The sequence below is a fragment of the uncultured Limosilactobacillus sp. genome (genome assembly GCF_934202235.1).
Taxonomy (GTDB): Bacteria; Bacillota; Bacilli; order Lactobacillales; family Lactobacillaceae; genus Limosilactobacillus.
The window spans coordinates 1-18,732 of the sequence record NZ_CAKPXS010000032.1 but is presented as its reverse complement, the minus strand read 5'-3'; the positions used below and the strand labels follow the sequence as shown (position 1 = coordinate 18,732).

The following is an 18,732-nucleotide window of genomic DNA, read 5'->3' as shown; positions in this document are numbered from 1 at the left end:
ACTCCCTTTTTGTATGCAAAAATCCCATTAATAGATTACCACTTGGATAATCCATCAACAGGATTTAGTGTAGAGCCAAAAATTATTATTGAAAGAGTCGTTGCAAGATGTTTTGCCTGTGGACTGTCTGCTGACTATAGAGAGGATAATCTAGCCGATCTCCATTAACAGACTTTACACCCGGACTAGTTAACGTCACCGTTCCCAGACGCTCGCCACGCTTGATTGGTGGTTGCAGTTCCTGATGTTTCAGTAAGCGGTCATCAATGTCCAAAGCAAGTGTATAAGATGACATTTTGCCACTAACCCACACGTGAATCTGTTGCGATTGCGTCGCTAAATAGCGTTGGCGACTCTTGCCCAGTCGCTGCTTGGTTATCCGCTGAGGTAATCGTATTGATTGCAGGTGGTAATCAGTCTTTAACGACTGGTATAAATTCTGTGTTTGAATAAAACGATTGTCGGGATTGGCGCCATTGGTGTGCAAGACAACAGTGATAATACGATGACCCTGATAAAGACCGGTGCTAACAAAGCATGCACCAGCCTTGGCTGATGTCCCCGTCTTTAACCCGTCAATTGTCATCCCCGGGACACTATACGTACCACCGGGTAACATCTGGTTTAGATTAGCAACTGACGTAACGTTGTCTTTAGCAATTGGAATCTTTGCGGTTGGGCGTGCAGTTACCCGTAAAATTTCTGGATGTTTGGAAACAAGGTACCTGGTCAAGATAGCAACATCATGGGCAGTCATTTGGTTTTCCAAATTTGCTTTCTTGTTTGGAATCTTAAATTGTAACATCTGATCGTTAGTCAGTCCAGTGGGGTTAATAATCGTGTAGTCCCGCAAACCGATTACTCGTGCTTTTTCATTCATTTTCATTGTAAAATCAGAAAGTGGCTTTCCAGAAGCTAGAGCTAAAGCGACTGTTGCGCCATCCGCAGATTTTACCATCGCCGCATTAATCAGTGTCTTCACCGAGTATGAATTTCCTCGTTGGAGGCCTACTTTTGAATACAGCGGATTATTAGAAATTTCTGCTATCGCCGGTGTGACTTTTACTTTCGTATTATAATTAATGGAATGATGGTCCAACTGATCATAGATGACTGCCATGGTTAGCAGTTTGGTAATGGAAGCAATCGGTAGTTTCTTATTAGCATTCTGCTCATAAATGATTTGCCCGGTTGAGGCATCCACCATGATTGCCGCCGATGCGTCAATTTTCGCTTGTGCTCTCACTGGAACAACGGTTTCTGATCCCAGCAGGCAGCTCAACAAAATAATAATTATTTTTTTCATGTACTAAAATCCTCAGGAGTTCACTAATTATTAACATCGCTAAGGAATTAAAGACAATGATGACAATTACCACCTACGGATTATTAGCATTCATTATATTTATCAATGCCGTCATCTGGTCCTCCGGTAAGTTTATTCCCGAAGCAACACGTAGTAGTCAAATAATCGCAGCCAACAGGCTCAAAAAACCACGTTGGAACCGTTCATCTGAATGGAAACGTCACCCAAAGTTGACTCCACCGCTGACTTTAGTAGCTAATGGTAAAACCAACCGTTTATACATTATTCGCCAACGAAAGGTACTCTATATTACTAATGCCACAGTTAAGTGCCAACCAACCACTACCACAGTTAGCTCACTTCGCGGTGAACAAACCATTCATATCAATCGTCACAAGGAAGTGCATGCTACTAGCTGGACCAATTTTGCACAACGTATCTACTTAGAAACGCCAGCAAAGAATCGTTGGTGGGACACTAAGCAACAACCAGTGAACACCCTTTGGGTCTCAAAGCCAGATGCTCAATGGTTACAACACTTGCCTAAGGAAACAAAACTTATTGTTCAATAGCGGAGGTAGCGTTTGAATGGAAGCAAAAGAAACACAACAGTTCGTTAAACACTTGGTGGTGACGAATATCTATACTCTTCTGGTTATCGGAATCTACAACCTCTTAGGTTGGATACTGCCACTAGTTAAAATCAGTTTTGCCGGGGTGGTGATTGTCTTATTAATCCTTAATTCGCTCTTAGTTATCCTCAAATTAATTAACAATTTCGACTTTGGTGCCAACAGGTAGGTTAGTTGACATCCATTGAGCATCAGGAATTGATAAGCGAATACAACCGTGCGACCCCGGTGATCTACCTAATTTATTAGCTTCTTTGATATTATATGAACCGTCTGCAGTAGTCGGAACACTGTGGAAAAGGTACTCACCATGGTGAAGCCATGAAACGTAATAGTTAGCACCTTCACCGAGCGCTTGGTTATAAAAACTATCACCTCGCTCAGCCTGAATATAGAAAGTGCCCGTTGGGGTCATACTTTTTCGTCGCCCTGTATGGGAATCCTTCTTGTACATTCCATCAGTGGAGTACATCGTGTAAATAAGTTTACTACCAGCGTATAAATAAGTCCGATTTTTCGTTAGACTGACCTTGATCCACAAATTTTTCGTTTTAGTTAAGTCGGGATAAGGAATGGTTTCCGATGATTTATGCCAATCAATCGGCATTCGCATTCCTGCCCCCCCACCTTGGTTTTGCGGTTCGTTGCGCGATGACTAATAATATCTTTATTGTTAGCGCTTACAAAAATTTGTTTACTTTTGGACTGGGCATTCGTATAATGATGATGCTCTAGCGATTGATTACCAACCAAAGCAATCATAAGACATACCCCAGCATAAAGCAGATTCTTAAACATCGGATTCATAACTAAGACCTCAAATTTTAGAAGGAGCCTATAATGCGTAACGATTTAAAATTATCGTATCTTACTGCAATCTTCTTTTTTATTATCGTTGTAATCTATGCAAATTTATCATAGGACGACCAATTATGCAAAATCAACTGTGGCAATACATTATTTCTCATAAGTGGTCAAAAGACCTCTATCGTGCCAATTTGTTATTTGTGGTATTAATTCTCCTTTACAACTTATTCCATTTTTCCCTTCAACCAATTGGCTGGAACTTATTTTTCAAAAACATTGGATTAATGAACCTCTGCTTGTTCATCAAGCAGGGTTTGGGGGCATACGAGAAAACTTTTCTAAGATAGATATTTAACTAGATCAATCACATAGTTACTATTTTTCATAGCTTGTCGAAAACATCTTTAGCCTACTGATCATTGTCAGCTGCTAAAGGTGTTTATCATTCTAATAAAGTATTTATATGTCTTAATTGCCTTACTGATTTAGTCATGGGCAAAACATTCATCATCCAATAGCTAGACTGTGACCCAACTATACTTTTGCAAAAATAGTGGGGAAGCAGACTCGTCGTTGGTAACGGCATGAGCCCGTTTGGCAAGGTGAAGCTTATAGTTAGAATCCAATGACAGCAATAACTTGCTCGAAATGCCCATTACCTTTTCGATCCGTAGTGCAAGAACCTCATTTAAGTAGCGTTGCCGATTAAGGATGTTAGAAATGTTTTTCTGACTAACTCCAATGCGTTCCGCCAGGTCACTTTGGGTGATGCCATAGTAGTCCATCACTTCTTTAAGCAAGTCCGCAGCTGAACTAGTATGGTACTGTCTGATTTTATTTTGACGGTGTAGCAAATTCATCAACTCCTTAATGGTAATCTTCAATACCCATAATTTGAATAGTGACAATTTCTTCCTTGATGGTAGAGAGTTGATCATGTTTATCATACCCTTCGAAAACCATCCGATAGTTACCACTAACATCAACAGCAAATTTTCCCTCTAGCTTACCTTGGAGAAGGTGGCATCTCGGCGGTGGATCTGATGGAATCTGCGTGAGGTTTTGTGCAGCATCCAATTCATCCAGTCGCGCTTGAATTCTCTTTGCCCGCGACTTGCCATAGTATTTTAGCATCATTCGCGGGTCATTTAATATTCTAGCGAGTTTCTTTGTCACAGCAAAGTATTCCATCAGTCCACCTCATTAATATTATACCGTTACGGTATACGGCAAGCAACGTATTACTTCTTATCGAACATAAAATTATGTTAGTGAATTCCAGTTACTTACATTCGATATACTTCATAGATACGTTAAGTGGTGTGGAATTCTATGTCGCTTTCGTAAATACTGTTCCGGTGTGATATTAGCTGAGTAACTAATCCATATCTGCCAAAACTATTGTGAGGCTTTGCTAATACTATCTTCTTTTGCGTTGGGTTATTAAAAAGCTTTTTCCTAACCCAGATTGACACAAAAACACCTTTAGCTTGCTGACTACTGTCAATTGCTAAAGGTGTTTGAATTTCATCATCTGCTTTGTTGCTGATCAGCCATTTTCCCGACCGCCTGCACGATCCCCGCGCAAATCACCCAGGTAATGCCGTAGCGGTCAACTAGGTAGCCCATCTTGCCGCCCAGCTGGTGGGGGCCAAAGGGCAGTGTTACCCGTTGTAAGTCCGAGCTGGCCAGGTGGTTAAACAGCTCCTCTGCTGCTGCCATGTCATCCCCGAAGTCCAGGACTAAGGCAACCTGCGAAGACGACTGAGGTTCACCCATCGTCGCATCGGCGCAAAGAATGACCTGACCGGCAATGCTAAATTCCGCATGAGCAGTCGTGTTGTCCAGGTTATCCACCTGGATGCCAAGGCGCTGAACCTGCTCCTCCGTCATCGGTTTGCGAAAAAGCACCTTCGCGCCAAATTGTTCCTGATAGTATTCAAGCGCCTCCTTGGCATTCTTGAAAATCAGAAATGGGAAAAATCGTGTACTCATAACTTCCTCCGTTCTTAACGGGGACAATTATAGGGATAAATTAGCAATCCGTCAAACGAATGCTAACTTTTGTCGCATTTGATCCCCCTCATCCTATTTCCATTCGTTGTTGTTTTCAGTATAATGGAATGATTGACTATCAATCTTATCAGGAGGTTTCTTCTAATGAATAAGACTGCTAAGCACAGTAGTTTCCTTATTATCGGGATTTTCCTGCTTGGTACCTGCATGCGGACACCAATCACCTCGATCCCTTCCATTATTAACGAAATTGCCCAGGCTTTCCACGTCCCGGCAACCAGCTTAGGAATTCTTACTACCATTCCGTTAATCTGTTTTGGCCTGTTTTCGGTCACCGTCAACTGGCTGAGCTCACGGGTTGGTAACGAAATGGCCATTAGCTGGGCCCTCGTCCTCCTCTTTGTCGGTTGTATTTTGCGGGCAGTTAGTTACCCGTTGTTGTTATTGGGAACGGTGTTAATCGGTGTCGGCATTACTTTTATCAATGTCTTAATGCCAGCCATCATTACCGAAAACCTTCCGACGAAAATCGGGGGAATGACCAGCCTCTATAATGTCGCCCTCTCCTTATCCAGTGCCATCGGGGCCTACGCCATTACCCCCGTCGCTGCCAGTTTTGGCTGGCGTCTGGCAGTCAACGCCCTGGCCTTTATCCCCCTGGTCACCTGGTTCTTCTGGCTGCCCAACCTCCGCTTTAACCACGTGGACAAAGAGCAAACCACTCAGGGGGTCAGCATGTGGCGCAACCCACGCGCCTGGGCGCTACTGCTATACTTCGGTGCTTCTTCCTTTGTGTTCTACACGGTGGTTGCCTGGCTGCCATCCATCGCGGAAAGCGCCGGCATCAGCCACAACTCTTCCAGTCTGATCGCCGGGCTTTTCCAGCTCTTTTCCATCCCGGCAGTCTTTCTGGCACCCCTACTGGCTACCAGGGCGAAAAAACGTCAACCAATCGTCTTCGGCTTAGGGCTCCTGAGCTTCATCGGCGTGGCCATGATGCTGTTGCCCATCGGCTCAATGGTTTACTACGTAATTATCAGCCTCATGTTGGGCCTGGGCATTGCCGGCACCTTTGCCTTCATCATGACGATTTTTGGGTTAAAGACGAACAACCCCGCCGACACCAGTAGTTTGTCTGGGATGGTACAGTCACTTGGCTTCCTGATCGCCGCCATCGGCCCCGTTGTCACCGGGAAATGCAAGGCGCTTACTGGCAACTGGGTTGCAAGCGAGATTATTATCCTCGTCGTCATCGCCCTCTTTGTCGGTGCCGGGCTCTTCGCGGAGAAAAAGAATAAAATTTATTAACTAGACTGATTTTTTTGTCAACGACTACCTGGGACTGGTTTCCAGGTAGTCGTTTTTATTAACAAGGTCTTGCTCCATCACTAACCCCCGGCCTGTCCCGCACTATTTTTCCGGAGTTTCCCTATCCACCGCAGATCATCCAGTGGTACCCGTCGGTAACGACGGCCAGTTTTTAAGACCAGCATGGCTTCATCATACCCCGCCACGATTCCGTCCAATCCCTGAACTGTATGGTTGCCGTCCAGCACGTTTAATTGCAAATGCACCGGGTACTTTTTCTGCCAAGCAACGGTTAAGCGGCGACCGATTTCTTCTGCCGTTAGCTGTGGCTGTTCTAATTCCGGCTGTTGTTTTGCTTCCCGCCGTAATGCCGACGCGTGGTCAGACAAGAAAAAACCTTGCCACTTCATCATCCCCCGGTCATGGTAATCATATGCAAAGAAACGCCGGGCAATCCGTTCCGCCTCTTTTAATGAGTATCTCGGTGCTTTGACCAACCTACTTCTCTCCTTTCTCGAACGAATGTTCGCCTTAAATTTTGCCAAAATTCCCTGTCACCGTAAAATTTTTATGATCTATACCAATTTTCTTAGCCCGTTTCTCCTCACCATCACAAAACTTGTTAGCGCACTCATACCGCTATTTACCGGCGATTTTAACCCTTGTTTAGTGGTGCACAATCAACAATAGTCGGTATATAATATAATCGTAATTTTCGTTTTGACCTTACAAAAGGAGTGAATGGTTTTGGCAGAAAACAAAGCAGTGATTACCTTGTTCGGGGCAGCCGGCGACCTGGCACAACGCAAGCTGTACCCATCATTATTCAAACTCTATCAAAAACATTACCTGGGCGAACACTTTGCCCTCCTGGGAACATCCCGGCGGCAAATTAGTGACGAAGACTTCCAAGAGATGGTTCGCCAATCGATTAGTTCAATTAAGGAAACGGAAGACGGCCAGGCTGACAACTTTGTTAAGCACTTCTTTTTCCAGTCACATGACGTTACTAAACCGGAACACTACGTCGTTTTGGGCAAGCGGATTGCTAAACTAGAAGAACAGTTTGATACAGACCACAACCGCCTCTTCTACATGTCCATGGCCCCGCAGTTCTTCGGCACAATTGCTATCAACCTGAAGAAGCAGCACCTGTTATCAGAGGACGGCTTCAACCGGCTGGTTATCGAAAAGCCATTTGGCCGCGACTTTGACTCGGCCAAGAAGCTCAATGACGAGTTGACCCAGACTTTCGACGAAAACCAGATTTTCCGAATTGACCACTACCTGGGTAAGGAAATGATCCAAAACATCGAAGCCCTGCGTTTTGGTAACACCATTATCGAATCGCTGTGGAACAACCGCTACATTGACAACATCCAGGTAACGCTGAGTGAAAAGCTGGGGGTTGAGGAACGGGCTGGCTACTACGACCAATCCGGGGCCCTTCGTGACATGGTTCAAAACCACGTCATGCAGATCGTTGCCCAGCTGGCAATGGAACAGCCGGTCGCCTTCACCGATAGTGATGTCCGGGTTGAAAAGATCAAGGCCCTGCGGAGTCTGCGCCTGTACACCCCCTCCGAAGCAGCTGCTAACTTTGTCCGTGGCCAATACGACGCCGGCGCTAACAGCAATGCCTACCGGAAAGAAGACGGCGTCGACCCGCACTCCAACACCGAAACTTTCGTGGCCGCTAAGCTGTTATTCGACAACTACCGCTGGTCGGGTGTGCCATTCTACATCCGGACCGGGAAGAAAATGGCCGATAAGTTTACCCGCATTGACGTCGTCTTCCGCAAGCCGCTGATCGACATCTTTGCCAACCCGCGGATGAAGAGTGACCAGTCACTGAAGTCCAACGTCTTGACGATTTATGTCGAACCAAAGTCTGGCTTTGCTCTCCGGGTTAACGCCAAGAGTGCTGGTCAAGGTTTCACTACCACTCCAGTCGACCTTAGCTTCCTGCAGAGCTCAGCTGTCAAGGAAGAAGCGCCGGAACCGTACGAACGACTTTTCCACGACGCCCTGGAAGGCAACCACACCAACTTTGCTTCGTGGGCTGAAATTGCGTACGCCTGGAAGTTCGTGGACGTTATCCGTAAGCTATGGGATATCGAAGAACCACAATTCCCGAACTACGTCCCTGGCTCAATGGGACCAGCAGCGTCCGACGAACTGCTGGCTCGTGACGGTCGCCAGTGGGTTTACCGACTCAACCGCTAACATTTTAATCAAAAGCATAAGGTACACCGCCCTCAAAATGTTAGACAGATCTAACATTTTGAGGGTGGTTTTTCTATGACGAAATACTCAACATAATTCAAAAAGGACTACTTTTGGTAGTTGCTGCTCTCTATACAGATCAATATTTAGAAATAATTGACCTGTATAGAGAGCAATATTAAGCTATAATGGATCTGTATAGAGAGTAATATTAAGGAGGCGATTTTATTGAATATTGATGAATTAACTAGTCTAATCCTTGATCAACAACGGGTGGTTAGTCACATTAAATTAATTCACCGTCGTTTTTCATTTGAAGACGAAATGGATTATGTCTTAGTTGGATTGCGAAGAGCAGGTAAATCATTTTTATTATTCCAGAGAATCCAGGAACTACTCGCATCAGGGGTTTCATTAGAACAAATTATCTACGTCAATTTTGAAGATGAACGATTAATCAATTTTCAACTGGCAGACTTCAATAACATATTAGTAGCTGCTAATCAAATTACATCAAAAAAGCACTACTTCTTCTTTGATGAAATCCAGAATATTACCGGCTGGGAACGATTTGCCCGGCGGATGGCAGATCAGAAAGAGACCGTCTATATCACCGGTAGTAATTCTAAAATGCTCGGCCATGACATTATCATGCGCCTTGGCGGTCGTTACTTAACTAAGTACGTTGCTCCATTTGACTTTGATGAATTTTTAACTGCTAAAGAGATTCACCATACTAAACAAGATGTACTACTCACTGCCACCAAGGGTAAAATCAACTCTGCCATAAATGAATATCTGCAATTTGGCGGCCTTCCCGAATCAATTCGACTGCAAGATAAACGTAACTATCTTAATAATATCTATCAAAACATTTACTTAGCAGATATTATTGTCCGAAATAAAATTAGGAATCCGGAAGCATTAAGAGTAATGGTACGGAAAATTGCCGAAACAGTAATGCATGAGCTTTCCTATAACAAGCTGTTTAATGCCGTGAAAAGTGTTGGTTTGTCAGTTAGCCGTAACTCCATCATTGATTATGTTGAAGACGTCAAAAACGCGTACCTGTTGTTTACGACTAAAAACTATTTCAATAAGTTTGCTGATCGGGAAAGTACCCCTCGTTACTACTTCAGTGACAATGGATTACTAAATATCTTTTTGATGAATAAAGACGCTACCCTAGTCGAAAACCAAGTGGCAATTAAGCTTTTTAATCAATATCAAGATCAAGTTTACTATCTCAAATCTAACCGAACGGGAATTGATGTCGATTTCTACATCCCACAATCTAAAACTGCAATCCAAGTAGCATGGACAATTCATGGAACCGCTAAAGAACGGGAAATTAGTAATCTCGTTAAACTTAATAATTCATTTAAAGAGGTTGAACACCTACTCATCGTTACCAAGGGGGATAAAGAAGAAACTATCACTAAAGGTGATACTACCATCCATGTATTACCATTAAGCAAATTCTTACTTTTTAACTAGACCAATCGCCCTTTTCAACTTCATTCACGGAATTTACTTTAATTCACAAAGATATGCACAAGGTTAACCGATTAACCTGACCGTATGCGTTTCAAAAGTTAATATTTCTTATGAATTAGCTGAATTTTTATTGATTTAGCGCTTTCTTCGCCTTAAACTTAAAAGCAAGACCAATCGATCAATGTCATAAGGGAGGAGAAAATATGATTGTGTCGTGGTGGGGTGCCCTTATTGGGCTAGCCATTGCTATTATTTTGATTCTGCGTAAGCTTGACGCAGTTTATTCGTTGTTTATTGGGGCGATCATCGGTTCATTAATCGGTGGTGCCAGCCTCTTGCAGACCGTTAACATCCTGGTTAAGGGTTCCCAGTCAGTCATGGGAACCGTTGTCCGGGTCCTGGCGGCCGGGGTCTTAGCCGGGGTCATGATGGATTCCGGAGCTGCCGATACCATTGCCCGGACGATTGTCAACAAGATGGGGGACCGGATGACGATCCTCGCCCTTGCGCTGGCAACGATGGTCATCACCGGTGTCGGTGTCTTCATTCCGGTAGCCGTCTTAATCGTTGCCCCGATCGCTCTGGAAGTCGGCCAGCGCAGCCACATTTCAAAGCTGTCGTTGCTGGTAGCCCTCTCCGGTGGTGGTAAGGCCGGGAACATCATTTCACCAAACGCCAACACGATTGCTGCTGCCAAGGGTTTCGGCCTAAACCTGAGTCAGGTCATGATTGCCGACTTCATCCCGGCGGTTGTCGCTCTTTGCGTCACCGTCCTGGTAGCTTCGCTGATCAAGCACAAGGGTGACCCGGTCGTTGCTTCTGACCTGGAGGATGATGCTACACCGGACGTTGCTGAAGATGAACTGCCATCACTGGGCGCTTCCTTAGTGACCCCGATCGTGGCCATTGTCTTACTGCTGATCAACCCAATCGGTCAGATCTGTCACGTGGAATGGATGAGTAAGATTAACCTTGACGCAACCTATGTCCTGCCAATTGCCGCAATTATTGGGGCCTTAGCAATGCACAAGGCCAAGAATCTGGAAGAATACGCTAAGACTGGGATGATCAAGATGACACCAGTTGTCATGATCCTGATCGGTGCCGGTGCTATTGGGGCAACCATTACCCAATCAAGCCTGCCGCAACTGCTGATCAACGCAATTAAGGTCAGCCACATTTCCGGGGTCTTCCTGGCACCACTGTCCGGGATCCTGATGGCTAGTGCCGCCGCTTCTACTTCCACCGGTGTTATCCTGGCTACTGGTTCATTCTCCAAGGCCATCCTCGGCTTCGGGGTTAACCCACTGGCTGCGGCAGCCATGGTTCACACGGGTGCAATCGTCTGTGACCAACTGCCACAAGGAAACTACTTCCACGTCACGGCTAATGCCATGCACATGGATATCAAGCAACGTTCACAGGGGATTTTATACGAAGCCATCTGTGGTGGTTCGGCTTGTTTGACCGCTACTGTTCTGTACGGTTTCCTGCACTTAATTTAGTTAACTGTTCTGTTTAATAGGAAGATATGAGGAGAGATCACAATGAAATTTGTCATTGCCCCGGATTCTTTTAAGGGCTCACTAACCGCTAAAGAAGTCGCTGACGCTATTAAACAAGGTGTTTCCCGGATTTATCCCGATGCCGAGTACGCCATGGTGCCAATGGCTGACGGTGGTGAAGGGACTGTCCAATCACTAGTTGACGCCACGCATGGTCAGCTGATTTCCAAGCAAGTCCACAACCCGCTCAACCAAATGAGCGAGGCCTACTATGGCATCCTCGGTGATGGCAAGACCGCCGTGATTGAGATGGCACAGGCTTCCGGTATTCAATATGTCGATGAAACCACCCATAACCCAATGATTACTACCACCTACGGGACTGGTGAATTGATGTTAGATGCCATGAGCCACGGTGTTTCGGCAATTATCATGGGAATTGGTGGTTCTGCAACCAACGACGGTGGTGCCGGGATGGCACAAGCCCTCGGTGCCCACCTCCTGGACCAAAATGGTCAGGAATTACCATTTGGTGGTGGTGCGCTGGATCAGTTGGCGAAAATTGACGTTTCAAACGTTGACCCACGGGTTGCTGATACCAAAATCCTGATTGCTTCTGATGTTACCAACCCGTTAACCGGGAAGGATGGCGCTTCAGCCGTCTTTGGTCCACAAAAAGGGGCAACGCCAGAAATGGTTAAACAACTAGACAACAACCTTCACCACTACGCCCAAATCATTAAGCGCGACTTGAAGAAGGATATTGAAATGAAGCCGGGCGCCGGTGCTGCCGGTGGTCTGGGCACTGGGTTGATGGCGTTCACTAACTCAGAAATGAAGCTGGGAATTGACATCGTCGTTGAATACACCCACCTTAAGGAGCAGGCCATGGGGGCCGATTACGTCTTCACCGGTGAAGGTGGGATTGACTTCCAAACCAAGTTTGGCAAGACTCCTTATGGCGTGGCCAAAGCAACAAAGGAGGCCGCTCCCCACGCCCCGGTCATTGTTTTAGCAGGTAATGTCGGCGAAAAGATTGATTCGCTTTATAGCAGCGATGCAATGGACGCCATTTTTGCGACCCCATCGGGTGCTAAGAGCCTGAAGGACGCAATGGCTGACGGTCCGCACGACATCGCACTTACCGCCGAAAATATTGCCCGCCTCATTAAAGTTATCAACTAGCTTGTTATTAAAGAAATAAAACCACTTCGTTTTTTGAAACCATTTGGAGCTTTTTCGCTGCAAGTGGTTTTTATTTTTGGCAGCAAAACCCTGGTATAACTGGCCAACCACTAACTATCTGCTTTCTTTATTGGCCTCCATCGTGCTTGAGGTCAAGCGATAAGGAAGATAAGATTTTTAAAGATTTTTTGTTGAAGAAACCGATTTCGTAAACATCCAGGTTAACGGTTTACCCCCCCCCCGCGAAAAATAGCGTAGTAGCGCTAGTTGGCTTGTTTTCGGCCTTCCCTCGTTTAAAAATTACCCAAAATGATCGAGCTATAATTTACATTATCCTCCATTATCAAAAGTGGCAAAATTCGTTGATAAAAAAAAAAAAAAACATTAAAATGATGATAATTAAGGCATCGAGGATGCCTAATTTATTATTTTTTGCTATTATTCGAAGAGGATTTATTACTATGCAAAGTAGTAAAGTTCGTTTCAAATTGTACAAGGCCAAGAAGAACTGGGTTTCAGCTGGTTTAGTTACCACTGCAGTTTTAGCTGGCCTGACTCTGGGGTCTGTTAAGAACAACGACGTGGTTGCACACGCCGATGCAACCCCGGTTGCTACTCAGACTGCTGACCAAAAGGTTGACACTCCTAAAGCAACCGAAACTAAGTCCGACGTTCAAAAGACGACTGACCAAATCAACAAGGTTAAGGATGAAGTAGCTAACGTTCAAAAGGCTAACGAAGCTAACAAGGACGTTCAACCAACTACTGACGCAGACAAGGCCGCAAGCCAAGACAAGCAAATCGTTAACAACCACAAGGCTGCTAAGGATGCCCTGAAGGATGCTCAGGCTACCCAAACTCAAGCTGGCAAGGATGTTGACAACGCTACGACTAAGGCTAACAACGCTAAGGCTGCCGTTAAGGAAGCTGGCCAAAACCTTGACAAGGCTAGCTACAACCAGAAGGATGCCAAGGCTGCTCAAGAATCATACGATGACAACCAAAACGCCATCACTGATGCTGACAAAGACATGGACACCAACATCCGTCCAGCTAAGGAAAAGGCTGACAAGGCTTACAACGACCAACTGGCTTACCAAAAGCAGCTGGAAGACGGCCTGAGCCGCTTCGGTCAAGACCTTAAGAACAAGCAGGATGCAGAAAAGGCTGCTCAGAAGAAGGTTGACGACACTAACAATGCCATCACCGACGCTGACAACGACCTCCACGATAACATCACGCCTGCTAAGGACGCAGCTCACAAGGCTTACAACGATGCGGTAAACGACCAAAACGTTAAGTACATTGACGCTATGGATACCGCCAAGGCTGACCAAGAGGCTGCTGCCAAGACTAACCAGAAGGCTGTTGATGCCACTAATGCTGCTAATGCTCTGAAGCAAGCAGCTCAGAACGCCGTTACTAGTGCTCAAAACGCACTCGCTGCTGCTAACCACCAGCTGAGTCGTGACATGAGTGCTTGGCGCCATGACCGCAGTCACCTCAACGCAGTTGCCGTTAACAACTCTAAGCGCGCTGCCAAGGCTGCTGAAGCTGCCCTTACGGCTGCACAACACAACCTTAACAACATGAACAACTACGATGCTCTCAAGAACGCCCAGGTTGCTGACCAAAATGCTACTAAGGCTCTTGAAGACGCAAACGCAGCTGTTGCAAACGACAATTCTGAATACAACCAAGAAGCACAATCAGCTGCACAGGCTGCTGCTGACACTGCTGCAACTAACCTGACTAACGCCAAAAACAGCTTCGTTAATGATAACGACACTATTGCTAAGTACGTATCTGCTAAGGACAACGCTGATGCTGCTCAGGCTCCTGCTGCCGAAGCTGCTGCAAAGGCTACTAACTCACAAAATGCTGCCGCTGCGCTGAAGAACGCTGCACAAACTGCACTGAACAACGCACAACGTCAGTACCAACGTGAAATTAGTGGCTACCGTCACAACCCAACTCACGAAAACGCCGTTCGGGTTAACAACGCTAAGCAAGTTCGTGACAATGCGCAAAACGTTGTTGACAACATGAACAACTACGACGCTTACCTGGTTGCTAAGGACAACGAAAACGCTAAGTTGGACGCCCTGAACCAAGCACAACAAGCTGACCAAGAAACTCCTAGTGATTGGACTGAAGAAGCATTAGACCAAGCACAAAGCGAATACAGTGACGCTCAAGACGCTGCTGTTGCTGCCCGTGCAAAGGTAGCTGACAAGCTGAACCTTGCTAACTCTCGTCCATCACTGAAGAAGGCCATGGATGATGCTGATAAGGCTTATGATGATCAAGTTGCTTACATTAACCAACTTGAAGATGGTCTCAGCAAGTTCTCTAACGACCTGAACAGCGCTAAGCAGGATGTCAAGGATGCTCAGAAGAAGGTTGATGACACTCGGAATGCCATTACCGACGCTGATAATGATATGCACGACAACATTGCCCCAGCTAAGGCAAAGGCTGACAAGGCTTACAACGACCAGTTGGCTTACCAACAAATGCTTGAAGACCACCTGAACAAGGTAACTGGTCCTCAACTGCAAGAAGCCAACAAGGAACTCGACGAAGCTAACCAAGCAGTCAAGGATGCTAGTGACAAACTGACTGCTGCTAACAACGACAAGATCGCTGCTGACAACAACCTGACTGCTGCAAAGCAGAACAAGGATGCTGCTGACGACTTAGTTGCTGATGCACAATCTGCAATGGATACGGCCGATGACCTGGTTGACGAAAAGGTTCCTTCATACGTCAAGGGTAACGACAGCCAAGACACTACCAAGGATGACCAAGGTGATGTTAACACTGACGTTTCTAACAACGACCAGAAGGTTGCCCCAGCCGCTAAGACTGCTACGACGATGACTCGTGCCGAATACCGCGCACAACAAAACAACACTAAGACTAACAGCAACAAGCTGCCACAAACTGGTAGTGAAGACTCAGCTGCTGTCATGGCTCTCGGTGCCGTTTCTGCAATGCTCGGCCTTGGCTTGGCTGCAAAGAAGCGTGAAGCTTAATAATAGCAAATTATGATACTTTTCATCATCCATCGATGAATTGACAAAGTAATCAAAAATTGAAAGGAGGGCTGTCAGATTATCTGACATCCCTCTTTTTTGAACTAGTCTTGATAAGAAGGAGTGAGTATAAAGTGACAAAAATCAATTGCTATAAGCTTTATAAACACAAAAAGCAATGGGTGATTGGTTGTTCATCCATGATCTTGCCATTATTGGTGGGAATGACTAGTGTTCACGCTGACCAGAAAGCACCAGATGACGCAGATAATCAGCCTCAGCCAACGCTTGTCCAACCACCAGTAAGTCACCTTTCATCAACCAATGATAATAATTCAGCTACGATGTCGGCTACTGAAACGGGCACTTCGCCAGCATCACCGAATCGTTCTGCGACTAGTCAGCCAGCTACGACGAACGACCTCCCCTCTTCGTCCCACCACCCAGATGACTGGAGCCATAACTATGAACGCATTATCAAAATTAATTATTACGACCATTACACCACCGATGGTGGCGTCAGCGGTTCTTCTCAAGAAAAAACGGTGATTCAACTGGCTGAAAATGGCCACTGGGATGAATTCAATTGGTATCCCCCGGAGGGGACCTTCCCGCCGGGAGTGACCGTCCCACCTGTCCACCTTTCTGCAGACTCACCAACGGAATCTGCTAATCAATACTGGACATTCAGCTATTTCATGCGCTCGGTTGATTTTCAAACCGCCAGTGGACACCACATTGCCAGTCAAGCCTACGTTGTTTCCAAGGGACAAACCATTAAGATCCCCGAAATGGAAATCCCACAAAATGGTATTCCAGTGGCTTACCGACCAAAATTAAGTTTCTCAGAAGCCGCCCTCGATCAAGTGATCGAACGTAATGGCCATTACTACCTAACAAACGCCACTCTCAGCTTTGATGATGATGGTGTTGTTTATCATGGAGCAAATCGCGATATGCCCAACGATAGTGTTGGTTTTGGGGAATCAATTGTTTTTAGTGCCCCGGTTAACTATGTTTTTAAAGACCTCGATGGCAATACCTACACTATTCATGGCGACGCGGCTGTTTACCAAAACGTTGCGCAAGTTAACTTTGGACAAACGTTGTATCCTAACACGATTTACTTGGATGGTCTCAAGTACCTGAAACAGTATATCAATCATGTTTTGGGTGCCCCTGATAACAGTTTCAAGGTCTATGGTTACTTTGGCCCTGACAACAAGTTTCATCAGATTAACAACATCACTGACAGCCCTGACTTCCAAGATGCCAAAAGTGATACTAATGGTCTCACTTACCAGTTTGCAATTGTTCATCAACAATATGAAAAGGTAACCGAACCCGTCACCAAAACACGAAAAATTGTCGTCACAAAGCCCAATGGTGAACAAGCCACGACCACGCAGACAGTCACCCTCGCCCAATTTGCGAACACGGATGAGATTACTGGCCAACAGCTAGGTACGGCCGACTGGAAAGTGCTGACTGGTGACCAGCCAGACAATAATGACGATTGGTCAGTACTGACCGACGGCAACCACAGCTGGCAGGAATTCACTACCCCGTCGTTGCTCGGTTACACGCCAACTCAAGCCAAGGTCGCCGCCAAAACGGTTAACTACAAGACAAAGGACCAGGTCGTCGAGATTAGCTACCAAGCTGACCCGCAAATTACTCATGTCATTTACAAGGACGGCAACCAGATGGTCAAGACCACTGACCTTGCCGGAAAAACTGGGCAAACAGTCGGCGTCACTCTCGCCGTCCCTGATCACTACACGGTCATTAACCACCCCGCTAAGCAGTACACCTTTAAGGCTACTGATAACCAGGATATTATCGTCCAACTAGGTCATCAAACTCAGTCAACCAGTCAGAGTAAAGATGTCACCAGAACGATTATCGTCACAGCTCCAGATGGTCACCAGACGACAACCACCCAGACGGTGACGTTGACCCAGGACGGGGTCTTAGACCTGGTGACCAACAAGACCAAGTGGGACCATTGGACAACTGGTCACTGGGATGCCTTCACAACACCAGCAATTGCTGGCTACACACCAACCAAAGCCCAAGTTGCCGCGCAAACGGTAAATGACAGGACTAAGGACCAGGCCATTAAAATTAGCTACCAGGCCAACCCGCAAAGCATCCACATCATCTACAAGGACGGTCACCAGGTAGTCAAGACCACGGACTTGCGTGGTGTTACCGGACAAACAGTCAATGTGGCGCTTGCTGTCCCTGACCATTACACAATGGTAAACCAGCCGGCAACGCAATACACCTTTAAGGCCACTGGTAACCAAGACATCATCATCCAACTAGGCCACCAGACTCAACCAGCTAGCCAGAGTAAGGACGTTACTAGAACGATTATCGTCACCACTCCAGATGGTCACCAGACGACAACCACCCAGACGGTCATATTGACCCAGGACGGGATCTTAGACCTGGTGACTAACAAAACTAAGTGGGATAGCTGGACGACCGGTCACTGGGATGCCTTTACAACACCAGTAATCGTTGGTTACACACCAACTAAGACCCATGTAGCCGCCCAAACGGTTAACGACAAGACCAAGGACCAGGTCGTCGAGATTAGCTACCAGGCTGACGACCAAACGGTTAATATCATCTACGTGACACCTGATGGGCACGTGGTAAAAACCACCAACATTCACGGACAAACCGACACTAATCAGGACATTGTGCTAGCCATTCCAGCTGGTTATCAACTCGTTGCTGGGCAAAGTATTCCCCAAACGGTTACTATAAAGCCGGGAATGGCTGATATTACCATCCTCGTCGAGAAAGTTACACCTCATGAAGACCTACCAGGACACAACGAAGAGCCTGCAGGGAATCGGTCAAACTCAGCAAACCAGCAAACCATTACTGACAATTCATCTGTTATCATTAACCACAAAGTTCAACAAGAACACCGGTTACCGCAAACTGGCAATGACGGGTCAACTGCTGCCAGTGCTGCTGGACTGATGTTGATGAGCGCACTCTTTATGCTCGGCCTTGGTGAACGCAAACGGTCCTAATTGCGCCCGTAAGCGCTCAAGCTCCTCAAAAAATAATAAATTAGCACGCCGGGAACCGGGACTGTCATTTAGTCCTGGTTCTTTTTCTACTTAAAGTCAAGTTATATCAGTACTTAGCGACTGTATTGACTTGGCTTTTTTAGATTATTATGTTCA

14 protein-coding genes and 1 pseudogene are annotated in these 18,732 nt (G+C 46.0%); 9 read left to right on the top strand and 6 right to left on the bottom strand.

Translation table 11 applies throughout. The annotated features are described in order from the left end of the window. Positions 1–85 precede the first annotated feature (85 nt). Positions 86–1,306 carry a serine hydrolase gene (locus Q0E49_RS05685; RefSeq protein ID WP_295746967.1) on the bottom strand — a complete coding sequence of 407 codons (1,221 nt, stop codon included), beginning with the start codon at positions 1,304–1,306 and terminating at the stop codon, positions 86–88. Positions 1,307–1,362: 56 nt separating this feature from the next. Here Q0E49_RS05685 and Q0E49_RS05680 point away from each other — a divergent pair, with 56 nt between their 5' ends. Both Q0E49_RS05680 and Q0E49_RS05675 read left to right on the top strand, forming a co-directional pair. Continuing rightward, positions 1,363–1,878, top strand: coding sequence for a hypothetical protein (locus Q0E49_RS05680; RefSeq protein ID WP_295746966.1), 516 nt, complete (start codon positions 1,363–1,365; stop codon positions 1,876–1,878). A gap of 16 nt (positions 1,879–1,894) precedes the next feature. Then, positions 1,895–2,107, top strand: a complete 213-nt coding sequence (locus Q0E49_RS05675) for a hypothetical protein (RefSeq protein WP_295746965.1) — start codon at positions 1,895–1,897, stop codon at positions 2,105–2,107. Here the strand turns inward: Q0E49_RS05675 and Q0E49_RS05670 are convergent. The 4 genes and pseudogenes from Q0E49_RS05670 to Q0E49_RS05655 form a co-directional block, all read right to left on the bottom strand. Next, positions 2,072–2,700 (bottom strand): annotated as a pseudogene (locus tag Q0E49_RS05670) (L,D-transpeptidase). The gene Q0E49_RS05675 and the pseudogene Q0E49_RS05670 overlap by 36 nt on opposite strands. A 563-nt stretch (positions 2,701–3,263) precedes the next feature. Beyond that, positions 3,264–3,599, bottom strand: a complete 336-nt coding sequence (locus Q0E49_RS05665) for a HigA family addiction module antitoxin (RefSeq protein WP_295746968.1) — start codon at positions 3,597–3,599, stop codon at positions 3,264–3,266. Between the two features lie 13 nt (positions 3,600–3,612). Further along, complete coding sequence (locus Q0E49_RS05660; RefSeq protein ID WP_295746964.1) at positions 3,613–3,936, bottom strand: type II toxin-antitoxin system RelE/ParE family toxin; 324 nt, start codon at positions 3,934–3,936, stop codon at positions 3,613–3,615. Between the two features lie 339 nt (positions 3,937–4,275). After that, complete coding sequence (locus Q0E49_RS05655) at positions 4,276–4,740, bottom strand: VOC family protein (protein ID WP_295746963.1); 465 nt, start codon at positions 4,738–4,740, stop codon at positions 4,276–4,278. A gap of 165 nt (positions 4,741–4,905) precedes the next feature. Here Q0E49_RS05655 and Q0E49_RS05650 point away from each other — a divergent pair, with 165 nt between their 5' ends. Then, positions 4,906–6,069, top strand: a complete 1,164-nt coding sequence (locus Q0E49_RS05650; RefSeq protein ID WP_295746962.1) for an MFS transporter — start codon at positions 4,906–4,908, stop codon at positions 6,067–6,069. Between the two features lie 80 nt (positions 6,070–6,149). Here Q0E49_RS05650 and Q0E49_RS05645 read toward each other — a convergent pair whose 3' ends face one another. After that, complete coding sequence (locus Q0E49_RS05645) at positions 6,150–6,566, bottom strand: hypothetical protein (protein WP_295746961.1); 417 nt, start codon at positions 6,564–6,566, stop codon at positions 6,150–6,152. Between the two features lie 244 nt (positions 6,567–6,810). Between Q0E49_RS05645 and zwf the strand changes: the two genes are divergently transcribed. The 6 genes from zwf to Q0E49_RS05615 all read left to right on the top strand — a co-directional run bounded on the left by zwf (position 6,811) and on the right by Q0E49_RS05615 (position 18,576). After that, positions 6,811–8,295 carry a glucose-6-phosphate dehydrogenase gene (gene zwf, locus Q0E49_RS05640; RefSeq protein WP_295746960.1) on the top strand — a complete coding sequence of 495 codons (1,485 nt, stop codon included), beginning with the start codon at positions 6,811–6,813 and terminating at the stop codon, positions 8,293–8,295. Positions 8,296–8,523: 228 nt separating this feature from the next. Next, positions 8,524–9,792, top strand: a complete 1,269-nt coding sequence (locus tag Q0E49_RS05635; RefSeq protein WP_295746959.1) for an ATP-binding protein — start codon at positions 8,524–8,526, stop codon at positions 9,790–9,792. Positions 9,793–9,995: 203 nt separating this feature from the next. Then, a complete protein-coding gene (locus Q0E49_RS05630; RefSeq protein ID WP_295746958.1) occupies positions 9,996–11,297 on the top strand; it encodes a Na+/H+ antiporter NhaC family protein in 1,302 nt (433 codons plus the stop codon). A 42-nt stretch (positions 11,298–11,339) separates the two neighbouring features. Next, positions 11,340–12,482 carry a glycerate kinase gene (locus Q0E49_RS05625; protein WP_295746957.1) on the top strand — a complete coding sequence of 381 codons (1,143 nt, stop codon included), beginning with the start codon at positions 11,340–11,342 and terminating at the stop codon, positions 12,480–12,482. Between the two features lie 461 nt (positions 12,483–12,943). Continuing rightward, a complete protein-coding gene (locus tag Q0E49_RS05620; RefSeq protein ID WP_295746956.1) occupies positions 12,944–15,520 on the top strand; it encodes a KxYKxGKxW signal peptide domain-containing protein in 2,577 nt (858 codons plus the stop codon). Between the two features lie 134 nt (positions 15,521–15,654). Beyond that, a complete protein-coding gene (locus tag Q0E49_RS05615; RefSeq protein WP_295746955.1) occupies positions 15,655–18,576 on the top strand; it encodes an LPXTG cell wall anchor domain-containing protein in 2,922 nt (973 codons plus the stop codon). Positions 18,577–18,732 lie beyond the last annotated feature (156 nt).